Source organism: Rhodococcus xishaensis (assembly GCF_004011825.1).
In the GTDB taxonomy this organism is placed as follows: domain Bacteria; phylum Actinomycetota; class Actinomycetes; order Mycobacteriales; family Mycobacteriaceae; genus Prescottella; species Prescottella xishaensis.
Genome location: NZ_RKLO01000002.1, coordinates 1 through 18,190 on the forward strand (window position 1 = coordinate 1; position 18,190 = coordinate 18,190).

15 protein-coding genes and 1 rRNA gene are annotated in these 18,190 nt (G+C 66.2%); 9 read left to right on the forward strand and 7 right to left on the reverse strand.

The genetic code is table 11. From position 1 onward, the window contains the following. Nucleotides 1–3: 3 nt before the first annotated feature. Both rrf and EGT50_RS04455 read left to right on the forward strand, forming a co-directional pair. Nucleotides 4–120: ribosomal RNA gene (gene rrf, locus EGT50_RS04450) — 5S ribosomal RNA — on the forward strand. Nucleotides 121–711: 591 nt separating this feature from the next. Next, entirely contained in the window at nt 712–1,584 is an 873-nt protein-coding gene (locus tag EGT50_RS04455; RefSeq protein ID WP_127951409.1) for an alpha/beta fold hydrolase, read from the forward strand. A 104-nt stretch (nt 1,585–1,688) separates the two neighbouring features. Here the strand turns inward: EGT50_RS04455 and EGT50_RS04460 are convergent, their stop codons facing one another. Together EGT50_RS04460 and EGT50_RS04465 are read right to left on the reverse strand one after the other, a co-directional pair. After that, complete coding sequence (locus EGT50_RS04460) at nt 1,689–2,291, reverse strand: cytochrome b (RefSeq protein WP_268960654.1); 603 nt, start codon at nt 2,289–2,291, stop codon at nt 1,689–1,691. After that, a complete protein-coding gene (locus EGT50_RS04465) occupies nt 2,281–3,387 on the reverse strand; it encodes a catalase family peroxidase (protein ID WP_127951410.1) in 1,107 nt (368 codons plus the stop codon). Before EGT50_RS04465 ends, EGT50_RS04460 begins: the two co-directional genes overlap by 11 nt. Before the next feature lie 221 nt (nt 3,388–3,608). Between EGT50_RS04465 and nucS the strand changes: the two genes are divergently transcribed. Then, nucleotides 3,609–4,298: an endonuclease NucS gene (gene nucS / locus EGT50_RS04470; protein ID WP_127951411.1), complete on the forward strand. Its 690-nt coding sequence runs from the start codon at nt 3,609–3,611 to the stop codon at nt 4,296–4,298. Nucleotides 4,299–4,347: 49 nt separating this feature from the next. Then, on the forward strand, nt 4,348–4,668 hold the full coding sequence (locus tag EGT50_RS17210) for an ATP/GTP-binding protein (RefSeq protein WP_164873347.1): 321 nt from the start codon (nt 4,348–4,350) through the stop codon (nt 4,666–4,668). Nucleotide 4,669: 1 nt separating this feature from the next. Here the strand turns inward: EGT50_RS17210 and EGT50_RS04480 are convergent, their stop codons facing one another. After that, a complete protein-coding gene (locus tag EGT50_RS04480; protein WP_235870585.1) occupies nt 4,670–5,686 on the reverse strand; it encodes a coiled-coil domain-containing protein in 1,017 nt (338 codons plus the stop codon). 101 nt (nt 5,687–5,787) lie between these two features. Further along, a complete protein-coding gene (gene mce / locus EGT50_RS04485) occupies nt 5,788–6,267 on the reverse strand; it encodes a methylmalonyl-CoA epimerase (protein WP_127951412.1) in 480 nt (159 codons plus the stop codon). 91 nt (nt 6,268–6,358) lie between these two features. Here mce and EGT50_RS04490 point away from each other — a divergent pair, with 91 nt between their 5' ends. From EGT50_RS04490 to EGT50_RS04500, 3 genes are all read left to right on the forward strand, one after another. After that, nucleotides 6,359–7,552 (forward strand): acetyl-CoA C-acetyltransferase, encoded by a 1,194-nt coding sequence (locus EGT50_RS04490; protein WP_127951413.1) that lies wholly within the window; start codon nt 6,359–6,361, stop codon nt 7,550–7,552. A gap of 115 nt (nt 7,553–7,667) precedes the next feature. Beyond that, entirely contained in the window at nt 7,668–8,027 is a 360-nt protein-coding gene (locus EGT50_RS04495; protein ID WP_127951414.1) for a DUF3817 domain-containing protein, read from the forward strand. A 104-nt stretch (nt 8,028–8,131) separates the two neighbouring features. Next, nucleotides 8,132–9,040: a tetratricopeptide repeat protein gene (locus EGT50_RS04500; protein WP_127951415.1), complete on the forward strand. Its 909-nt coding sequence runs from the start codon at nt 8,132–8,134 to the stop codon at nt 9,038–9,040. A 21-nt stretch (nt 9,041–9,061) separates the two neighbouring features. Here EGT50_RS04500 and EGT50_RS04505 read toward each other — a convergent pair whose 3' ends face one another. The 3 genes from EGT50_RS04505 to EGT50_RS04515 form a co-directional block, all read right to left on the reverse strand. Then, nucleotides 9,062–10,474: a neutral zinc metallopeptidase gene (locus EGT50_RS04505; RefSeq protein WP_127952116.1), complete on the reverse strand. Its 1,413-nt coding sequence runs from the start codon at nt 10,472–10,474 to the stop codon at nt 9,062–9,064. 74 nt (nt 10,475–10,548) lie between these two features. Further along, nucleotides 10,549–12,744, reverse strand: coding sequence for a 1,4-alpha-glucan branching protein GlgB (gene glgB / locus EGT50_RS04510; RefSeq protein WP_127951416.1), 2,196 nt, complete (start codon nt 12,742–12,744; stop codon nt 10,549–10,551). Beyond that, the gene (locus EGT50_RS04515) at nt 12,741–14,741 is read right to left on the reverse strand and encodes a maltotransferase domain-containing protein (RefSeq protein WP_127951417.1); all 2,001 of its coding nucleotides are present in this window, start codon (nt 14,739–14,741) and stop codon (nt 12,741–12,743) included. The genes glgB and EGT50_RS04515 overlap by 4 nt, the downstream gene beginning before the upstream one ends. A gap of 174 nt (nt 14,742–14,915) precedes the next feature. Between EGT50_RS04515 and EGT50_RS04520 the strand changes: the two genes are divergently transcribed. Both EGT50_RS04520 and glgP read left to right on the forward strand, forming a co-directional pair. Then, nucleotides 14,916–15,512: a DUF1109 family protein gene (locus tag EGT50_RS04520; RefSeq protein ID WP_127951418.1), complete on the forward strand. Its 597-nt coding sequence runs from the start codon at nt 14,916–14,918 to the stop codon at nt 15,510–15,512. 67 nt (nt 15,513–15,579) lie between these two features. Beyond that, nucleotides 15,580–18,180, forward strand: a complete 2,601-nt coding sequence (gene glgP / locus EGT50_RS04525) for an alpha-glucan family phosphorylase (RefSeq protein WP_127951419.1) — start codon at nt 15,580–15,582, stop codon at nt 18,178–18,180. Nucleotides 18,181–18,190 lie beyond the last annotated feature (10 nt).

Below are 18,190 nucleotides of genomic sequence, written 5' to 3' on the forward strand. Positions count from 1 at the left end.
AGTTACGGCGGCCATAGCGGAGGGGAAACGCCCGGCCCCATTCCGAACCCGGAAGCTAAGCCCTCCAGCGCCGATGGTACTGCACTCGACAGGGTGTGGGAGAGTAGGACACCGCCGAACACCCGTTCCCGAAGGCCCCCACCAAAGATGGTGGGGGCCTTCGGCATACCCGCACACCGGACTCTCGCCAGGACCGGCTTCCGAGGCTCGTCGACACTTGGACACCGCCAACTCTTGTGGGCGCGGGCGTCGAGAGAGTCAGTGTGCACGGCCGCGGAGCGTCCTGCAGGCATGTCGAGGAGTTCGGGCCGGCGCGATCGACCGTCCTGGTCAGGTCAGCCGTCACGGATCACGGTGGCGAACCCGGAATCGCCCTGGCCACTGAGGCGCTCGGGTCAGCCGAACCGCCACCGTCACCACGTTTACTTCTGTGGTTTGAGCGACGTGCACAACCACAGTCATGGCCACTGGACGATGGCACCCCGGCCGAGTAGCGTCCGCAATGCAAGCAGACCCACCACCCCCTTCATCTCTAAACCTGTCGTCTGTGAAATCAACCGAAATAAGATCATCAACCACCTGGCTCTAATTCCAGATGAACTCGGTATCGAGGACCAGTCAGTGTCGGGAAAACACGGCGTGGGACCCGATCGGCCTGACTCAATCAAGTGAACACCGCATCAGGTAGGTGTTCGTAGGAGAGTGGCTGACATGCCTCAAGTCGCGCTACCGCAGGCAGCAATCAAGTATCAGGTATTGGGTCCCAAGGACTCACTACATCCGCCAGTACTCTTTATCCACGGCCTTTGTGTCGATTACCGGCTGTGGACGGAGACTGCTGAGGCGTTGGCCCGCAGTGGATTTCGGTGCGTTATGCCCACACTGCCGTTGGGCGCTCATACCATCCCGGTGGATGACACCGTTACATTATCCTTTGCCGGCCTGGCGACTCTCATCCGCGATCTGATGGATGCCCTCGATTTGAAGGATGTGACACTTGTTGGTAGCGACACCGGCGGCGGGTTGTGTCAGGTAGTCATTGATTACTACCCAGACCACGTCGGACGTTTGGTTCTAGCAAATTGCGACGCCTTCGAAAAGTTTCCGCCGTTTCCGTTCACTCTGAGTCTGGAACTAATGCGCGGTCCGATTTCCATCAAGACACTGTTCACCTTGATGCGGCTCGTGCTTCCATTTCGCCACTCGCCGCTCGGGTACGACCTGCTGACAGACGAGTACGCGGACCTCACTGAAGCCTGGTTCGAGCCGTGCCGGAACGACCCTCGCATCTGCCGAGATCTGGCGATACTGGCGAGGCAAATCAGTGTCAGCGATCTCGTCGGTGTGTCGACTCGGCTTCACAAATTCACCAAGCCTGTCGTTCTCGTGTGGGGGCAGCGTGACCGGCTCTTTACGCCAAGGCTCGGCAGGCGCCTGGAGGCTGTTTTCCCGAACTCGACATTGATCGAGGTTCCCAACGCGAGAACGTTTGTCCCGCTGGACGACCCAGAGGCGGTGATCGACGCGATCACCAGTGTGGGCGCGTCAGCACCCCTCGATGTCGCGGCCGGAAGCGTGCGATAGCACCTAGGTTCCAGCCGGTTGGCCGATCGGCCGCAGGCCTTCCGTGGTTCGACCTACGCCGCCATCCGGTTAGTGAACGGCTTCACTGACAACGGAATACGAGATCAGTTGGTTTCGACGGGTGGCGGGTCGGTTGCCTCCGCCACGGGCTTCGCACCGCGGATGGGCCATATGGCCATACGGTCGAGGATGCGGTCGCGGATCACCAGTGTATGGAACAGGATCGCACACATGTGAGCGGTGAAGGTGGCGAAAAGTAGGTACGCGAAAGTCAGGTGGGTGTACCACAGCACCGGGTACAAGCTCGTGTTGTGCGGCGCGATTGCCGGAAGGTGTAGTTGCCCGAAGAGAACGATCGGGACCCCTGCGCTCGAGAGCATGGCCCATCCGGCCAGCGGCTGCGCGACCAGCAGCGCGTAGAGCAACTGTTCCGATCGGATCGCCACGCGACGTTCCCAGGGCCTCATCGTGGCCAGGAATGGCGGCGGTTTGTGCAGCAAGCGGTTCCCGATACGGATCACGACGAAGATCAGGATCGCGATCCCCAGTGGCCGGTGGATGGCCAGCAGCAGATTGTAGTTGGCAAGGGAGGCCACCATCGTGACGCCGATGAAGAGCTGGGTAATGACCATGACCGCCATGACCCAGTGCAGCAGTCGGGAAGGGAGGGCGAACTGCGGGGTACGGCCGATCGGCTTATCGTTCACCGAGCACCTCCGTGACGTTTACTTCACTGGGCTGCTTGGGTTCGCGGGACCTGCGCAGGAAGGATCTGGCATAGACCGCTGACCGTGCGCTGAGCAGAGGATCGTCCGACCGAGCGATGCCGTCCGGCAGGATGAGCGGGTCGAAGTTGATGTCTCTTGCGTTGCCGGGCTCCTCGGTCTGTACCGAGTCGATGGTAAGTGTGCCGACGTCGATGGTGCGCCGACCATCGGGCCATGGTTTGGTGGCGTCGTCGGTCGGGTCTCCCGGTTCGCCGACGGTGAGAATCAGGCGCCAGTGCAGCGGCGTGTTCGCAACCGATCGGATCAGCGCGTCGAAGAGATAGTCCCTGCCGGGCGGCTGTACCGGTCCCGCCGGCTCGAAGGGTTGCTCGGGGGCGACCATCCAGCGCACCGGAACGGTGGTCCCAGAGCTGTTGGTGAAACGGAACGCATTGAGCCCGTGGAAAGTGCTGTTGTCGAATCCGGAGCTTGGCGGTGTTTGTCGTACGATTTCCATCGCCGCGGCGGTCTCCGGATGCCTGGCCAAGAACGCGGCCATCTTCTCGGGATCAGGTTGTCCGGTGTTCGGATCCACCTGGGACGCGAGCAGTCGTTCGGAGAAGCCTTCTGGGGTGCTGTCGAGGAAGACCGGGATGTTGACCATCGCAGTGCGCCACTGTTCCCCGTTCGGTAACGAGAAGAGCAGCCCCAGACCTCGAATGGTGGCGTTCGCATCGGCTGCGTCGGGCACGCCGCCCGACAGCGAGAACCGCCCGGTCACCGGAATCCGGCCGGGCTCGAAGACCACTGCTTTGGACACCTCGGTGCCCGCTCCGTTGCTGGTGAAGTACCCAGAGGCACTCAACCCCTTGGCATGATTCCGCCGGAACCCGTCGTGTTTGCCGAATACCTGCTCGAAGCGATCGACGAATCGCCAAGGTGTCAAAGCTCCGGGCGTCAGCCAGCCTCCCAAATACAGGAACCCGCCGACATTCGCTGCGGCGATTCCTCCCAGCGCGGCCAGACCCAGGAGGACGCCACGGCGGCTGATCGCCGCGCGCGGGGGACGTTCAGCACGTTTGCTGTCGTCGGTCATAGGTTCTCACCGTAACCCGCGGAGTCGGCGGTCGCGGCGAACCTTGCACATCAGGATGGTGTCGCGATGTGTGCGCCGAGCCGATGCGGCGTGTCGCCGGGGGCGTCACCGAAGGCGTGTGACCGCGCGCGTCGAGCATCTCGGCACTGGCCCGATGAAGGTCAGGAGTATCGCGGCGATCGTTCGAGATCCGTCCCACTCGATCCACTAGGGTTGTGCGGGTGCGTCTCGTCATTGCTCGTTGCCGCGTCGACTATGTCGGCCGCCTGACCTCCCACCTGCCGACAGCGCGTCGCCTACTTCTGATCAAGGCCGATGGCTCGGTGAGTATTCATGCCGACGATCGTGCGTACAAGCCGTTGAACTGGATGAGTCCGCCGTGCTGGCTCGTCGAAACCTCGGATGGTGCTGGGGAGGACGGTGGTGGTTCTCCACTGTGGGTCGTCACCAACAAGGCGGGCGAGGAACTACGGATCACGATCGAGGAGATCGAGCACGACTCCAGTCACGAGCTCGGCGTCGATCCCGGCTTGATGAAGGACGGTGTCGAGGCACACCTGCAGGAACTGCTCGCAGAACACGTCGAGACACTCGGTGAGGGCTACACATTGATTCGCCGGGAGTACATGACGGCGATCGGGCCCGTGGATCTACTGTGCCGCAACGCAGACGGGGCGACGGTCGCTGTCGAGATCAAGCGCCGCGGCGAGATCGACGGCGTTGAGCAGCTGACACGCTATCTCGAACTGCTCAACCGGGATCCCCTGCTCGCACCGGTCTCCGGAGTGTTCGCGGCCCAACAGATCAAGCCACAGGCGAGAACTCTTGCCACCGATCGCGGCATCCGGTGCCTGGTCCTCGACTACGAGGCGCTGCGGGGCGCCGAGAGCACCGAGTTCCGCCTGTTCTGACATCCGGTGCGCCCGGCGCCCGGCCTCGACGGGCACCTAGACTGGAAAGGTGCCGCGCCGAAACCAGCCCCGGAAGCCGAGTCGTCGTTCCGAGGCCGGCGCCGGTGGAGATCTGCTCGGAAACGGCCTGGCCCGTGAGGAATCCGGTCCCGTGGGCTACGCGAATGAGCGGTACATGGTCCGTCAGGTCCCCGGTGCTCGTGCGACGAAGACGTACAGGTGCCCCGGATGCGACCAGGACGTGCGACCTGGGGTTGCCCACGTCGTGGCGTGGCCATCGGATCCCGGCGGCGCCGACGACCGCCGACACTGGCACACCGGGTGCTGGGCCGGACGCCACACGCGGGGACCGGCGCGACGCTGGTCCTAGCTCAGGCGTGGGCAGTGACCTCCTCTTCGCCTGATTCGCCCGGAGTGTTCGTGGCGTCGGAGCCGCGGTCGTCGGCTCCCGCCGGTGTGACGGCGCTGCCGAGCAGATCCGCTTCACGATTGACGGAGGCGAGCATCGCGGGCACCGAGTCGAGTTGGCCGCGAATACCGAGGAGCTGGGCCAGGACTCGGCTGCGAAGAACACGTAGTTCCTCGGCGAGTTCTTTGGCGTGCACGATCTTGCGCTCGGCCTGTTCGGTTGCCACCCGAAGACGGCGTTCAGCTTCCTGGCTGGCCTCGGAGAGCCGTCGATGGGCCTCGGCCTTGCTGCTGCTTTCGAGGGACTCGGCCTCTTGGCGGGCGTCGGAAAGGCGCCGATTCGCCTCGGCCTTGCTGCTGCGTTCGAGGGCCTCGGCCTCCTCATTCGCCTTGGTACGACGCTCGGCCATCGTGACCTCGAAGTCCTGCTGGACTTGGGCTCGCTTGGCCTCGCCCTCTGCGGTGAGTCGGTCGGCTTCGGTCTGGGCGACCTCGACGATGCGCTTGGCCTCCGCCTGTGCGGTCTGCATAGTCCGTTCGTGCTCGCGCTCGTGGGTGACGCGGCGCTCGTCGAGATCGGCCACCTTCGACTCGTACAGGCCGCGGAGACGCTCGCTCTCCTGCTCAGCCACCGAGACCATCTCGGCCGCTTCGGCTTCGGCCTTCGCGCGGACCTCCGATGCCTCGTCGGATGCGAGTCGGAGCATTCGGGAGATGCGCTCGCTCATGCCTTCCGCAGTGGTGGGCGGAACCGATAGCCGGTCCACGTCGCGGCGCAGTTTGTCGATTTCGTCGCGCGCGTCCTCGAGCTGATTGGCGAGCTCGCGAGCTTGTGTTGCAGCGGCATCGCGATCTGTGGCGGTGAGGCGGATCTCGGCATCGAGCCGCTCGAAGTGTCGCCGCACTTCGGTCTGGTCGTAGCCCTTGCGCGCGATGGAGAAGGGAAGCTGGAATGCGGAGTGGTCGTACTCGGAGGCCATGGCTGCCAATCTACCCGGGGGCGTTAGAAGCACAGACCCCCGGAGTAGGCTCCGGTGTCTTCAGATCGATCCCACCCCGCGTCAGCCCCGTAATAAGGATGTCAGTGATTGCCGTCGGCTGCCGGCTCCACCAGTTCGACCAGGACACCACCTGCGTCCTTGGGGTGGATGAAGTTGATGCGTGAGCCAGCAGTGCCGCGGCGCGGTGCGTCGTACAGGAGCCGGACGCCGTCAGCACGCAATTGCTCGCTGATCGCGTCGATGTCGATTACGCGGTAGGCGAGCTGCTGCAGGCCGGGTCCGCTGCGATCGATGAACTTCGCGATAGTGGAGCTCTCGCTCAGCGGGGCGAGAAGCTGGATCGCCGGGGCGCCCGCAGGAGAGCCGGCCACCGAGAGCATGGCCTCGCGGACACCCTGCTCCTCGTTGATCTCCTCGTGGGTGGAGACCATTCCGAGGTGCCTGCCGTACCAGGCGACGGCGGCATCGAGATCCGGCACCGCGATGCCGACATGGTCGATCGCGGTCACGAGCTGCGAGGACAGGCCGCTCGCGGCGGGACTGGTAGACGAAGATGTCATGTATTAAACGGTAGCGCTAACGTTTGAGTTGTTCTCGCCGGGTCACGGCACGCCGCCGTTGCTCGGACCAGGATCGATCGCTGGAGGAATCTTGACCACTTCTGTCATCGTTGGCGGGGCCCGGACCCCGGTCGGACGACTGCTCGGAACTCTGAAGGACCTTTCGGGCTCCGACCTCGGCGGTGTAGCGATCAAGGGTGCGCTGGACCGGGCCGGCGTCGCCCCCGAGCAGGTCGAATACGTCATCATGGGACAGGTTCTCACCGCGGGCGCGGGTCAGATACCGGCCCGTCAGGCGGCAGTGGCCGCGGGCATTCCGATGGATGTCCCCGCATTGACCGTGAACAAGGTGTGTCTGTCGGGTATCGACGCCATCGCCCTCGCGGACCAGCTGATCCGTGCCGGCGAGTTCGACGTGGTTGTCGCCGGTGGGCAGGAGTCGATGACGCGAGCGCCGCACATGCTGGAGAAGAGCCGCGAAGGATTCAAGTACGGTGACGTAACGCTGCGTGACCACATGGCCTACGACGGTTTGCACGACATCTTCACCGATCAGCCGATGGGCAACCTCACCGACCAGCGCAACCAGGACGAAGACCAGCGCATCACACGCGAGGATCAGGATTCGTTCGCGGCCGCGTCGCACCAGAACGCCGCACGTGCGTGGAAGGACGGCCTGTTCGCGGATGAGGTCGTACCCGTCACGATCCCGCAGCGTCGCGGTGAGCCGATCGTCGTGGACACCGATGAGGGCGTGCGAGCAGACACGACGGTCGAGACCCTGGCGAAGCTGCGCCCGGCGTTCTCGAAGGACGGTTCGATCACGGCGGGGACGGCGTCGCAGATCTCGGACGGTGCGGCCGCTGTCGTGGTCATGAACAAGGCCAAGGCCGAGGAGTTGGGTCTCGAGTGGATCGCCGAGATCGGTGCGCACGGCGTCGTTGCCGGCCCCGACTCGACGCTGCAGGCGCAGCCGGCCCGTGCGATCGCCCGCGCCTGCGAGCGTGAGGGCATCGCCCCGAAGGACTTGGATCTCGTCGAGATCAACGAGGCGTTCGCGGCCGTCGGCATCGCCTCGACCCGAGAGCTGGGTCTCGACCCGGCCAAGGTCAATGTCAACGGCGGCGCTATCGCGATCGGCCACCCGCTCGGCATGTCCGGTGCACGCATTGCGCTGCACCTGGTTCTCGAGCTGCAGCGCCGCGGCGGCGGCGTCGGCGCCGCTGCACTGTGCGGCGGCGGCGGGCAGGGAGACGCCCTGATCGTCCGGGTGCCGAAGAAGTAGTTCGCACCCTCACGGGGCGATCCGCGGCCACGGACCCCACGACACCTCCCGGCCGGGACTGTGCGATCGGTCTCGGTTACGGGAGGGTCTCGGCCGTTAGTGCACAATGGCGCCCATGGCTAACATTCTCGACGTGTCCACTGCCGCCAAGCGGTTGCGCCTTGTTGCCCTCTGGGAGGCAGTGACATGGGTGGCCCTGCTGATCGCCATGTTCTTCAAGTGGGTCCTGGGCCATGAGGAAGCGGTCAAGATCCCGGGCATGGTCCACGGCGTCGCCGGGTTCATGCTCTATGTTGCCGTGGCCCTGTTCACGGCGCGCGCGCTGAAGTGGGACTTCAAGACCCTCGCGCTCGCGATGGTCTCCAGCGTTCCGCCGTTCATGACCATTTGGTTCGAGCGCTGGGCTGTCCGGACGGGCCGTCTAGGCGAATTGTCGACGGCGCCGCGCCGGGACGTCGAGCCCGCACCCGTCTGACAAGTGGGGGCGGCAGGCTGGAATGGCTGGGTGCCGAGCGTTCATGACAAACTGAAACCGTGACTCGACCTGGATCTCGTCCATCCCCTGCAATCGCTGCGGCCATGTCCGGAGCTGTCGATCTTTCCGGCCTCAAGGACCGCGTCGCGCAACCTCCCGCTCCGACGGCGTCGAGTTCCGCCGCCGAGGTCGAGCCTGTGACGAGTAGCACCGGTCTGGCGCCGGTCGTCGACGTTACCGAGGCCACCTTCCAGGCCGAGGTGCTCGAGCGGTCTACGCAGGTCCTCGTCATCGTCGACTTGTGGGCCACCTGGTGCGAACCCTGCAAGCAGCTGTCTCCCCTGCTCGAGAAGCTCGCGCACGAGGGTGGTGGCAACTGGGTCCTCGCCAAGGTTGACGTCGATGCCAACCCGGGCATCGCGCAGGCCTTCGGTGTCCAGTCGGTGCCGACCGTCGTCGCGCTCGCCGCTGGTCAGCCGCTCGCGGACTTCGCGGGCGCTCAGCCGGAGCCGCAACTGCGCCAGTGGATCGCCGCCCTGCAGGACGCCGTCAAGGGCAAGCTTGCCGGACCGCCTTCGGGCGGTGAACCGGAGCCCGAGCCTGAGGATCCCCGTTTCGTGGCGGCAGAGGATGCTCTCGAGAAGGGCGACTACGCCGGCGCCGAGGCCGCCTACAACCTCATTCTCAACTCCGAGCCGGGCAATACGCAGGCCCAGGCGGCGCTGCGTCAGGTCAGGTTCCTCGCTCGCGCCGACGGTCTGCCGAGCGATGCCATCGAAGCGGCCGATGCACAGCCGGACGCCATCGAGGCCCAGTTCGATGCCGCCGACGCGGAGTTGTACGCGCAGCGTCCCGAGGCAGCGTTCGATCGGCTGGTAGCGCTCGTTCGGCGCACGGGCGGCGATGATCGGACCCGGGTCCGCACGCGCCTACTCGAGCTGTTCGAGCTGTTCGATCCCGCCGAGCCGGTCGTCGTCGCGGCCCGCCGCAAGCTTGCATCGGCTCTGTACTGATCGACCGAGCTGACCATCCGGTCATTGGTAGCGGCCGTCGCACGCCTGCTGCCCGCCGAGGACGCCGGTACGGAATGCATCGACCCGCGAGAATCCGCTCGGCACGGTGTTGCCGTCGACGTCACTCGCGGCCAATCCGTCGGACAGTAGCCCGGAGATGGCCTCGTCGAGGTCGCCAGGGGAGAGCCACACCGGGCCCGCAAAGTCGTTCGCTTGCGGGTTCTCCGGACTCAGCGCTGCGGTGACAGCGCCGGACAGACACGCCGCCCGGAGCCCGGCCTTGGGACCGGACAGCGACATCCCGGAGGCCCTTTGCACCGCGAGGGTATAGCGGGACGCAAGGAGCACGTAGGCGCTGTAGTCGCCGGTCACGTCGGCGCTGAAGATTTTCCCTTGGTCGTCTCCGGTGTTCGTCTGTCCGCGTTCTGCGAGGGCACGAAGATCGACGCCGATTGTGTTGGTGGCGGGGCAGAACGAGACCGGATCCGTCGGTTCGGCGTCAGGACACCCGGCATCGACACCGCTGAGGTCGAGCCCCGGGGGGTCGCCGAGAGCGAAGACGGCTTCGAAAGACTCGAAGATCGTCCTCACCGACTCCGCGGTCACCGGCAGTTCGCCGTCGTCGCCGGGAGCGTGGAAGCGTTGAGGGAGGTCGGCGCGCCGGGACTGGATCTCGTCATCATCGATCCGGGCGCACGCGGCGGGTCCGTCGGTGAAGCCGATCTGCACCGCGGTGACCCGTTCGAAAGCCGAACCGTGGCTGGACCGGGGGTCACTAGGGTCGGTGTCGCGCACCGACACCGTTGCTGCCAGAACGGAATTCAGGCCGTCCGATGTGTTGAGCGTGAAGTGCGCGGCGTCATTCTCGGCGACGTGGCGGAGGAACGCTCCCGCGAAGCAGTCGGCCTGCTGCTCGAAGACGATCCTCGGATCGTCCTTCCCGACGAGACCGGCCTTCTGCCCGATCGCATGCCCGTACTCGTGCGAGAGCACCATGACAACGGCCATCGGGCCGAAGGCTTCGACCAGGCTCGGCAGCAGGTACGTACGATCCCAGCCGATCCTGTCCTCGGCGGTGCAGTACGCGGCGTTGACGTCGGTCTCCATGCCGCAGAACAGACGCCCGTCGTCGTCCGGATCCCAGGATACGAGTGCGGCCACCGGGCGGAAGCTGCCCCCGAAGACCGCCGAGTATTCACGAGCCCAGTAGGTTTCGATGTCGGTGATGGCATTGGCTGCGAGGACGTCGATGTAGCCTCCGTCGCTGCCCTCGATGGCCCGCGTCGAATCCGGCACCCCTGCACGGGGACCGGTCGGGCCGCCCTGTGCGGGCATCCCGGCGACGGCGAACGGGTCTTCGTAGATCGACACCGCGCGACCGTCGGTCGTCACTGCGCAGCCCGTGACGGTGAGAACGGCCAGGACCGCCAGCATTGCGAGCCAGCGGGTTCGCCCCGTCACCGATCCAGCCCCGTCACCGATCCAGCCCCGTCACCGCACCATCCTCCTCAGCCTTCCCACCTCATCCAGATCGCTGCGCTGGCCGGAAGCGTGACCTCGGCCGAGGCCGGGCGACCGTGCCAAGGGTGCTCGGTCGCCGTCACCGCACCGAAGTTCCCGATCCCAGACCCCTGGAAATCGCGCGCATCGGTATTGAGGATCTCAGACCACGTGCCGGGTTCTGGCAGGCCCACCCGGTAGCTCGAATGTGCTGCCCCGGAGAAGTTGAACAGGCACGCGAGGAGTGAGCCGTCGCTGCCGTATCGGAGGAAGCTGAGGACGTTGTTCTCGGTGTCGTTCGCATCGATCCACGAGTAGCCGCCGGGGGAGGTGTCGAGCGTCCACAGCGTGGAGCTGGCTTTGTAGGTGGTGTTGAGGGCACGGACGAGTTGCCTGATGCCGCGGTGCAACTCGCCGGTCGCGGGGTCTTCGAGTTCCTCCCAGTCCAGGCCGTGTTCCTCGGACCATTCGGTGCTTTGCCCGAACTCCTGACCCATGAACAACAGTTGCTTGCCCGGATGCGCCCACATGTAGGCGAGCAGCACGCGTACGCCCGCCGCCTTCGCGTGGTCGTCGCCGGGCATGCGAGACCACAGGGTGCCCTTGCCGTGGACGACCTCGTCATGGCTGATCGGCAACAGGTAGTTCTCGCTCCACGCGTACATCAACGAGAAGGTGACTTCGTTGTGGTGGAAGCTGCGGTGAATCGGGTCGCGCCGCAAGTAGCCGAGCGTGTCGTGCATCCAGCCCATATTCCACTTCATCGTGAAGCCGAGACCGCCCACGCTCGTGCCCCGAGTCACCCCCGGCCAGGCCGTCGACTCCTCGGCGATCGTGACGACACCGCGGTGCAGTTTGTGCACTGTCGCGTTCATCTCCTGCAGGAATGCGACGGCTTCGAGGTTCTCCCGTCCGCCGTGGACGTTCGGTGTCCATTGGCCGGACGGCCGCGAGTAGTCGAGGTAGAGCATCGATGCGACTGCGTCGACCCGCAGTCCGTCCACGTGGAACTCGTCGAACCAGAACAGCGCGTTCGCCACCAGGAAGTTACGTACCTCCCGGCGGCCGAAGTCGAACACGTAAGTGCCCCAATCGAGTTGCTCGCCGCGGTGTGGGTGTGCGTGCTCGTACAGGGGGGTGCCGTCGAATCTGGCCAACGCCCACTCATCCTTGGGGAAGTGCGCAGGTACCCAGTCGACGATGACGCCGATGCCGGAGCGGTGGAGGCGGTCCACGAAGGAGCGGAAGTCGTCGGGGGTGCCGAATCGAGCTGTGGGGGCGTAGTAGGAGGTCACCTGGTAGCCCCACGACCCTCCGTACGGGTGCTCGGCGACCGGCAGCAGTTCGACATGGGTGAAGCCGGCTTCGATGACGTACCGGCTCAATTCCTCGGCCAGTTCGATGTAGCCAAGGCCGGGACGCCACGAGCCGAGATGAACCTCGTACACACTCATCGGCTCGCGGCACGGTTCGAGACCGCCGCGAGCCGACATCCATTCGTCGTCGGTCCACTGGTGGGTCGACTCGGTGACGATCGACGCAGTCGCGGGCGGCATCTCGGTCGCGAACGCCATCGGATCGGCCTTGTCGCGCGCGCTGCCGTCGCTGCCGTGGATGCGGAACTTGTACATCTCGCCCGCTCCGACGTCCGGGACGAACACCTCCCACACGCCGGTGCTCCCAAGCACCCGCAGGGGGAAGGTGCGTCCACCCCACAGATCGAACTCGCCCAGCACGGTCACACCGCGTGCGCTGGGGGCCCACACCGCGAACGAGGTGCCCCGCACGATGCCGTCCGGAGTCTCGTACGTCCGCGGATGGGCCCCGAGGACCTCCCAAAGTCGTTCGTGCCGGCCCTCGCCGAACAGATGTAGGTCCAATTCGCCCAGGGTGGGAAGGAAGCGGTAACCGTCCGCGGTGACGACGACGTGGGCGCCGGGGTAGTGCACAACGAGGCGATAGTCCATCAGGTCGTGCAGCGGGATCAGTGCGCTGAAGACGTCATGCGCAACCCGGTGTAGCGGGTAGTCCCGGTCACCGATCCGAACCGACACCGACTCCGCACCCGGACGCAAGGCTCGGATCACCGTACCGTCTTGCTGGGCGTGCGCACCGAGCACCGAATGCGGGTCGTGATGGGTGCCCTGTGCGAGCAGTGTCAGGTCGTGTGGGTCGGGTGGGCACACAGCGGCTGGGTGTGTCACGGGCTGTGCTCCCGGTCGGCGAGGTGTCGGCGCGCGTCGAGAGGAACGGGCGGAAGCGCGAGAATGTGGGCGCTCGCCCGCCACGGTTCGAGCCGAACGAAGTTGTGCTGGCCCCACTCGTACTGTTCGCCGCTGACGCGATCGTGGACCGACAAGTGGTCGTGCCAGTCCCGTCCGATCGCGGGCATGTCGATGGAGATGAAGCCCTGCTGCGCCCCGAACGGATCGAGGTTGACGATCGTCAGAACCGCGTCGCCGGTGACCGGATCGAATTTCGAGTACCCGATGAGCGCGTCGTTGTCGATGTGGTGGAAGTGCAGGTTCCGCAGTTGCTGCAGTGCGGGGTGGGCGCGGCGGATCCGGTTGAGCGTCGCGAGCCACGGTTCGAGCGACTCGCCGCGGGAACGGGCTCCGGCGTAGTCGCGCGGGCGTAGCTGGTACTTCTCCGAGTCCAGGTACTCCTCGCTACCCGACCGGACGGCGACGTGCTCGAACAGTTCGTAGCCCGAGTACACACCCCAGGTGGGCGACAGCGTGGCTGCGAGCGCCGCCCGTAGCGCGAACATCCCGGGTCCGCCGTGTTGAAGGCTCTCGTGCAGGATGTCCGGCGTGTTCACGAACAGGTTCGGGCGGGCCTCGTCGGCCTTGGCCGCGATCTCGGTGCCGAACTCGGTCAACTCCCACTTGTGCACCCGCCACGTGAAGTACGTATATGACTGCGTGAAGCCGCGTTTCGCGAGCCCGTAGAGCCGCGCGGGGCGGGTGAAGGCCTCGGAGAGGAACAGCACGTCCGGATCGGTCTTCTTGACCTCAGCGATCAGCCATTCCCAGAGGTCGGGCGGTTTGGTGTGGGGGTTGTCGACTCGGAATATCTTGACGCCCGAGAGAATCCAGTGCCGGACGACGCGTAGCACCTCGTCGCGGATTCCGGCGGGGTCGAGATCGAAATTGATCGGATAGATGTCCTGGTACTTCTTGGGCGGATTCTCCGCGTACGCGATCGTGTGATCCGGCAGTCGTGTGAACCACTCGGGATGCTCGCGTGGCCACGGGTGATCAGGCGCGCACTGCAGTGCGAGGTCGAGAGCGACTTCGAGTCCAAGACGCGCGGCGTCGGCGACGAACGCCTCGAAGTCGGCCCGCGTGCCGAGTTGGGGGTGCACCGCGTCGTGACCGCCACCGACGGACCCGATCGCCCACGGAGACCCGACGTCATCGGGGCCGGCTGTCAGAGAGTTGTTGGGGCCCTTGCGGTTGACCTCACCGATCGGGTGGATCGGCGGCAGGTACACGACGTCGAAGCCCATCGCGGCGATGCGGGGCAGGTCCTCGGTGGCCGTTTCGAACGTGCCATGCCTCGGGACGCCGTGCTCGTCCCACCCACCAGTGGATCGCGGGAAGAACTCGTACCAGGAACCGAACAGTGCCCGCCGGCGATCGACGACGACGTCGTAGGTACGCGACGCGGTCACCAGCTCCCGCAGCGGCCGGGTCCGCAGGATCTCCGCGACCTCGGCCGAGAAGGCGGGCGCGACACGCACCGGCAGCTGCCGATCCGATCGCAAGGCGGCCGAGACCAACTGAAGCCGGTCACTGTCGGGTCCCTCGGCGACCGCTGCGGCACGGTCGAACAGGCGCGCGCCCACTTCGAGATCGTTGGCGAGTTCCGCGGGACCTTGCCCGACAGCGAGTTTTGCCTCGATGGCGCTGCGCCACGTCTGGATCGGATCACCCCACGCCTCGATCGCGTACGTCCAGGTACCGGCACTCGTGGGGGTGAAGGTCGCGTGGAAGACGTCGTGCAGTGGGCCGGGGTACATGGGGATCCGCAGCAATCCGTCGGGACCTTCGACGACGAGTGTCGCCGCGACGGCCTCATGGCCCTCGCGCCACACGCTCGCGGACACGGGGAACACCTCGCCGACTACCGCCTTGGCGGGGAAGCGGCCCCCGTCGATCGAGGGCAGCACGTCGTCGATGGCGAGGCGACCTGGCACGCGCACTCCCTTCGGGCTCCCACCGTCCGGGGACAGGGGGCGACGGTGATGGATCAACGGTAGTTCAGCGACCCGTGCGGCGCCTGTACTCCATGGGTACGGCGAGTGGACCACCGATATGTGGACCACCGATATGTGGACCACCGATATGTGGACCACCGATATGGTGACCGCGTGGGGGAGCAACAGGTCGAGCCCGAGGACACCGCCTCGGACAACAAACCGCCAGGGCGGATTCTCACCGCAATCACCGGCGTCGCCGTGATCGTCCTGGTTTGCCTTCACTACGACTGGTGGCCCTCGCGATTCGGGGACATGGCGTGGGCGGATCCGCTCCTCTTCGGCGGGGCGGCTCTTCTGGTCCTCGTGGTGGCCGGCACCGTGTGGGCGATCCGCACGCTGCACTACGTCGGCCAGGACCGGCGATGGACATGGTGGATCATGGCCGCGCCGGCTGTCGTAGCTGTTGCGGTGGCCTCAGCGCTCTTGCTTCCACCGCAAAGCTTCGACGACATGCGGCCGGAGTTCGAACGCGTCGCGCTGGAGGTCCTTGCCTCACCCGAACGGTCTCGCTCGAACGTCGAGATCGGCCGCTTCGACTTCCGCTCCGTGAGACAGCGCTCGGACGAAGCGGTCTATTTCGTCCGTGAGGACGGCCTCGGGATGGCGATGTCGGGGTGGGCGTACTCACCCGACGGCCCACCGGCGGGCTTCTCCGCGACGCACCTCGGTGGGCCTTGGTACGAGTTCCGCGTCGTCTGGCGGGATTGAGGACCGGCCGCCGCAGGCGCTGCCGCTCGGCGAGTGATCGGGCCAGAATGTCGGTAGTGTTCGCCACGTGAAAGCCCTGCGTCGGTTCACCGTCCGAGCTCACCTGCCCGAGCGCCTCGCCGCGCTGGGGCCGCTGTCGACAAATCTGCGTTGGTCCTGGCATTCGCCGACGCACGACCTGTTCGCGGCGATCGACCCCGAGCTGTGGACAAAGGTACGCTGCGACCCGGTCCGGATGCTCGGCGAGGTCGACCCGGCCCGCCTCGACGACCTCGCGGTCGATCCGGTGTTCCTGGCCGATCTCGACCGCGCCGCCGCGGACCTCGACGACTACCTGGCCCGTCCGCGCTGGTACCAGAATCAACTCGACCGGGGTGCCCCACTGGCTACTGGTATCGCGTACTTCTCGATGGAGTTCGGCGTCACCGAGGTGCTTCCGAACTACTCTGGCGGTCTCGGCATCCTCGCCGGCGACCACCTCAAGGCCGCCTCCGACCTGGGGCTGCCGCTGATCGGTGTCGGGCTCCTGTACCGGTCGGGTTACTTCCGGCAGTCACTGACCGCGGACGGCTGGCAGGCCGAGCACTACCCGGCGCACGACCCACAGGGGCTGCCGCTGCGGCTGCTCACCGAGAGCACCAGTGACGGCGGGCCCGGTGCCCCCGTCTTGATCCACGTAGCGATGCCGGGCGGCAGGATCCTGCGCGCCCGGGTGTGGATTGCGCAGGTGGGACGGGTGCCGCTGCTGTTGCTCGACTCCGACATTGCCGAGAACGACCCCGACCTTCGCGCGGTGACCGACCGGCTCTACGGCGGCGACCAGGACCACCGGATCAAGCAGGAGATCCTCGCCGGTATCGGCGGCGTCCGAGCGGTACGCGCCTACACCCGCGCGCACGGGCTGGCGGACCCGGAGGTGTTCCACACGAACGAGGGCCATGCCGGGTTCCTCGGCCTCGAACGCCTCCGCGAACTGATCACCGGAACCGGCCTGGACTTCGATACGGCCCTCGCCGCAGTACGCGCGGGTACGGTCTTCACCACCCATACCCCGGTGCCGGCGGGCATCGACCGATTCCCGGACGATCTGATCCGCCGCTACTTCGGCGGCAACGAGGGCGAGCACGAGTCGACACTGCTGCCCGGTCTCGCCGTCGACCGAATCCTCGCCCTGGGTGCCGAGAACGAACCCGGCGTCTTCAACATGGCGCACATGGGCCTGCGACTGAGTCAGCGCTCCAACGGCGTCTCCAAGCTGCACGGCGAGGTCAGCCGCGCGATGTTCCAATCGCTCTGGCCAGGGTTCGATGCAGCAGATGTACCTATCGGCTCGGTCACCAACGGTGTCCACGCCCCGACGTGGGCGGCCCGCGAATGGATGGACCTCGCGCGGCGACTGGTTGGCCCCGAACTGCTCGAGGAGGCTCGAGGCTGGGAACGGTTGCGTGAGGTCGATCCGGCCGAACTCTGGGCCACCCGGAACACGCTGCGCGGCCGACTGGTCGCCGAGGTGCGCCGACGGATCCGAGCGTCGTGGCTCGAGCGCGGCGCCACCGACGCCGAACTCGGATGGACCGCTGAGGTCTTCGACCCATCCGTGCTGACCGTCGGCTTCGCGCGCCGAGTCCCGACCTACAAGCGGCTGACCCTCATGCTGCGCGACCCCGAGCGGTTGAAGGCGCTGCTGCTCGACGAGACGCGTCCGGTGCAGCTGGTGGTCGCCGGCAAGAGCCATCCCGCCGACGACGGGGGCAAGGCATTGATCCAGCAGGTGGTCCGGTTCGCCGACCAGCACGATGTCCGGCACCGGATAGTCTTTCTGCCGGACTACGACATGTCGATGGCTCAGTACCTGTACTGGGGATGCGACGTGTGGCTCAACAACCCGCTGCGACCGCTCGAGGCGTGCGGGACATCCGGCATGAAGTCGGCGCTCAACGGCGGCCTCAACCTGTCCATCCGAGACGGCTGGTGGGACGAGATGTTCGACGGTGACAACGGTTGGGCTATCCCGACCGCGAACGGTATCGCCGACGAGACCCGCCGCGACGACCTCGAGGCGACCGCCCTGTACGAACTACTCGAGCGGTCGGTGCTACCTCGGTTCTACGACCGCGACGACACCGGCTTGCCGACGCGCTGGGTCGAAATGGTGCGACATACCCTGGAGAGCCTCGGCCCCAAGGTGCTCGCGTCGCGCATGGTGCGCGACTACGCCGTCGGGTACTACGCACCCGCTGCTGCGGCCGCCCGAAGTCTGCTGCCAGACAACTTCTCGGGCGCCCGGGAAGTCGCCGAGTACCGGCGTCGTGTGGAGGCGGCATGGCCGGCCGTGCAGGTGATGGAGGTCGACAGCGCCGGGCTCCCCGACACCCCCGAGATCGGCGCCGCCCTGTCGCTGCGGGCATTCGTCCAGCTCGGCGGGCTCGCGCCGAAGGACGTCGTTGTGCAGGCGGTGCTGGGCCGGGTCGGTCCCAGCGAAGATCTCACCGACGTGACGACCGTGCCGATGGTGCACGCGGGCAGCGACGGGTTGGGAGAGATGTTCACCGCCACAACACCGCTGCCGGTGTCCGGATCGGTCGGCTACACCGTTCGGGTCCTGCCGCACCACGGGCTGCTCGCCAACGACGCCGAGTTCGGCCTCGTCGCGGCACCGTACGTGTAGGACGGGATGT

Excerpts from the sequence above, each read along its gene's own strand:
- EGT50_RS04455 (WP_127951409.1), top strand. The coding sequence starts at position 712 with ATGCCTCAAGTCGCGCTACCGCAGGCAGCAATCAAGTATCAGGTATTG.
- EGT50_RS04465 (WP_127951410.1), bottom strand. The coding sequence starts at position 3,387 with ATGACCGACGACAGCAAACGTGCTGAACGTCCCCCGCGCGCGGCGATC.
- EGT50_RS04480 (WP_235870585.1), bottom strand. The coding sequence starts at position 5,686 with ATGGCCTCCGAGTACGACCACTCCGCATTCCAGCTTCCCTTCTCCATC.
- mce (WP_127951412.1), bottom strand. The coding sequence starts at position 6,267 with ATGACATCTTCGTCTACCAGTCCCGCCGCGAGCGGCCTGTCCTCGCAG.
- EGT50_RS04495 (WP_127951414.1), top strand. The coding sequence starts at position 7,668 with ATGGCTAACATTCTCGACGTGTCCACTGCCGCCAAGCGGTTGCGCCTT.
- EGT50_RS04500 (WP_127951415.1), top strand. The coding sequence starts at position 8,132 with ATGTCCGGAGCTGTCGATCTTTCCGGCCTCAAGGACCGCGTCGCGCAA.
- EGT50_RS04505 (WP_127952116.1), bottom strand. The coding sequence starts at position 10,474 with ATGCTGGCGGTCCTGGCCGTTCTCACCGTCACGGGCTGCGCAGTGACG.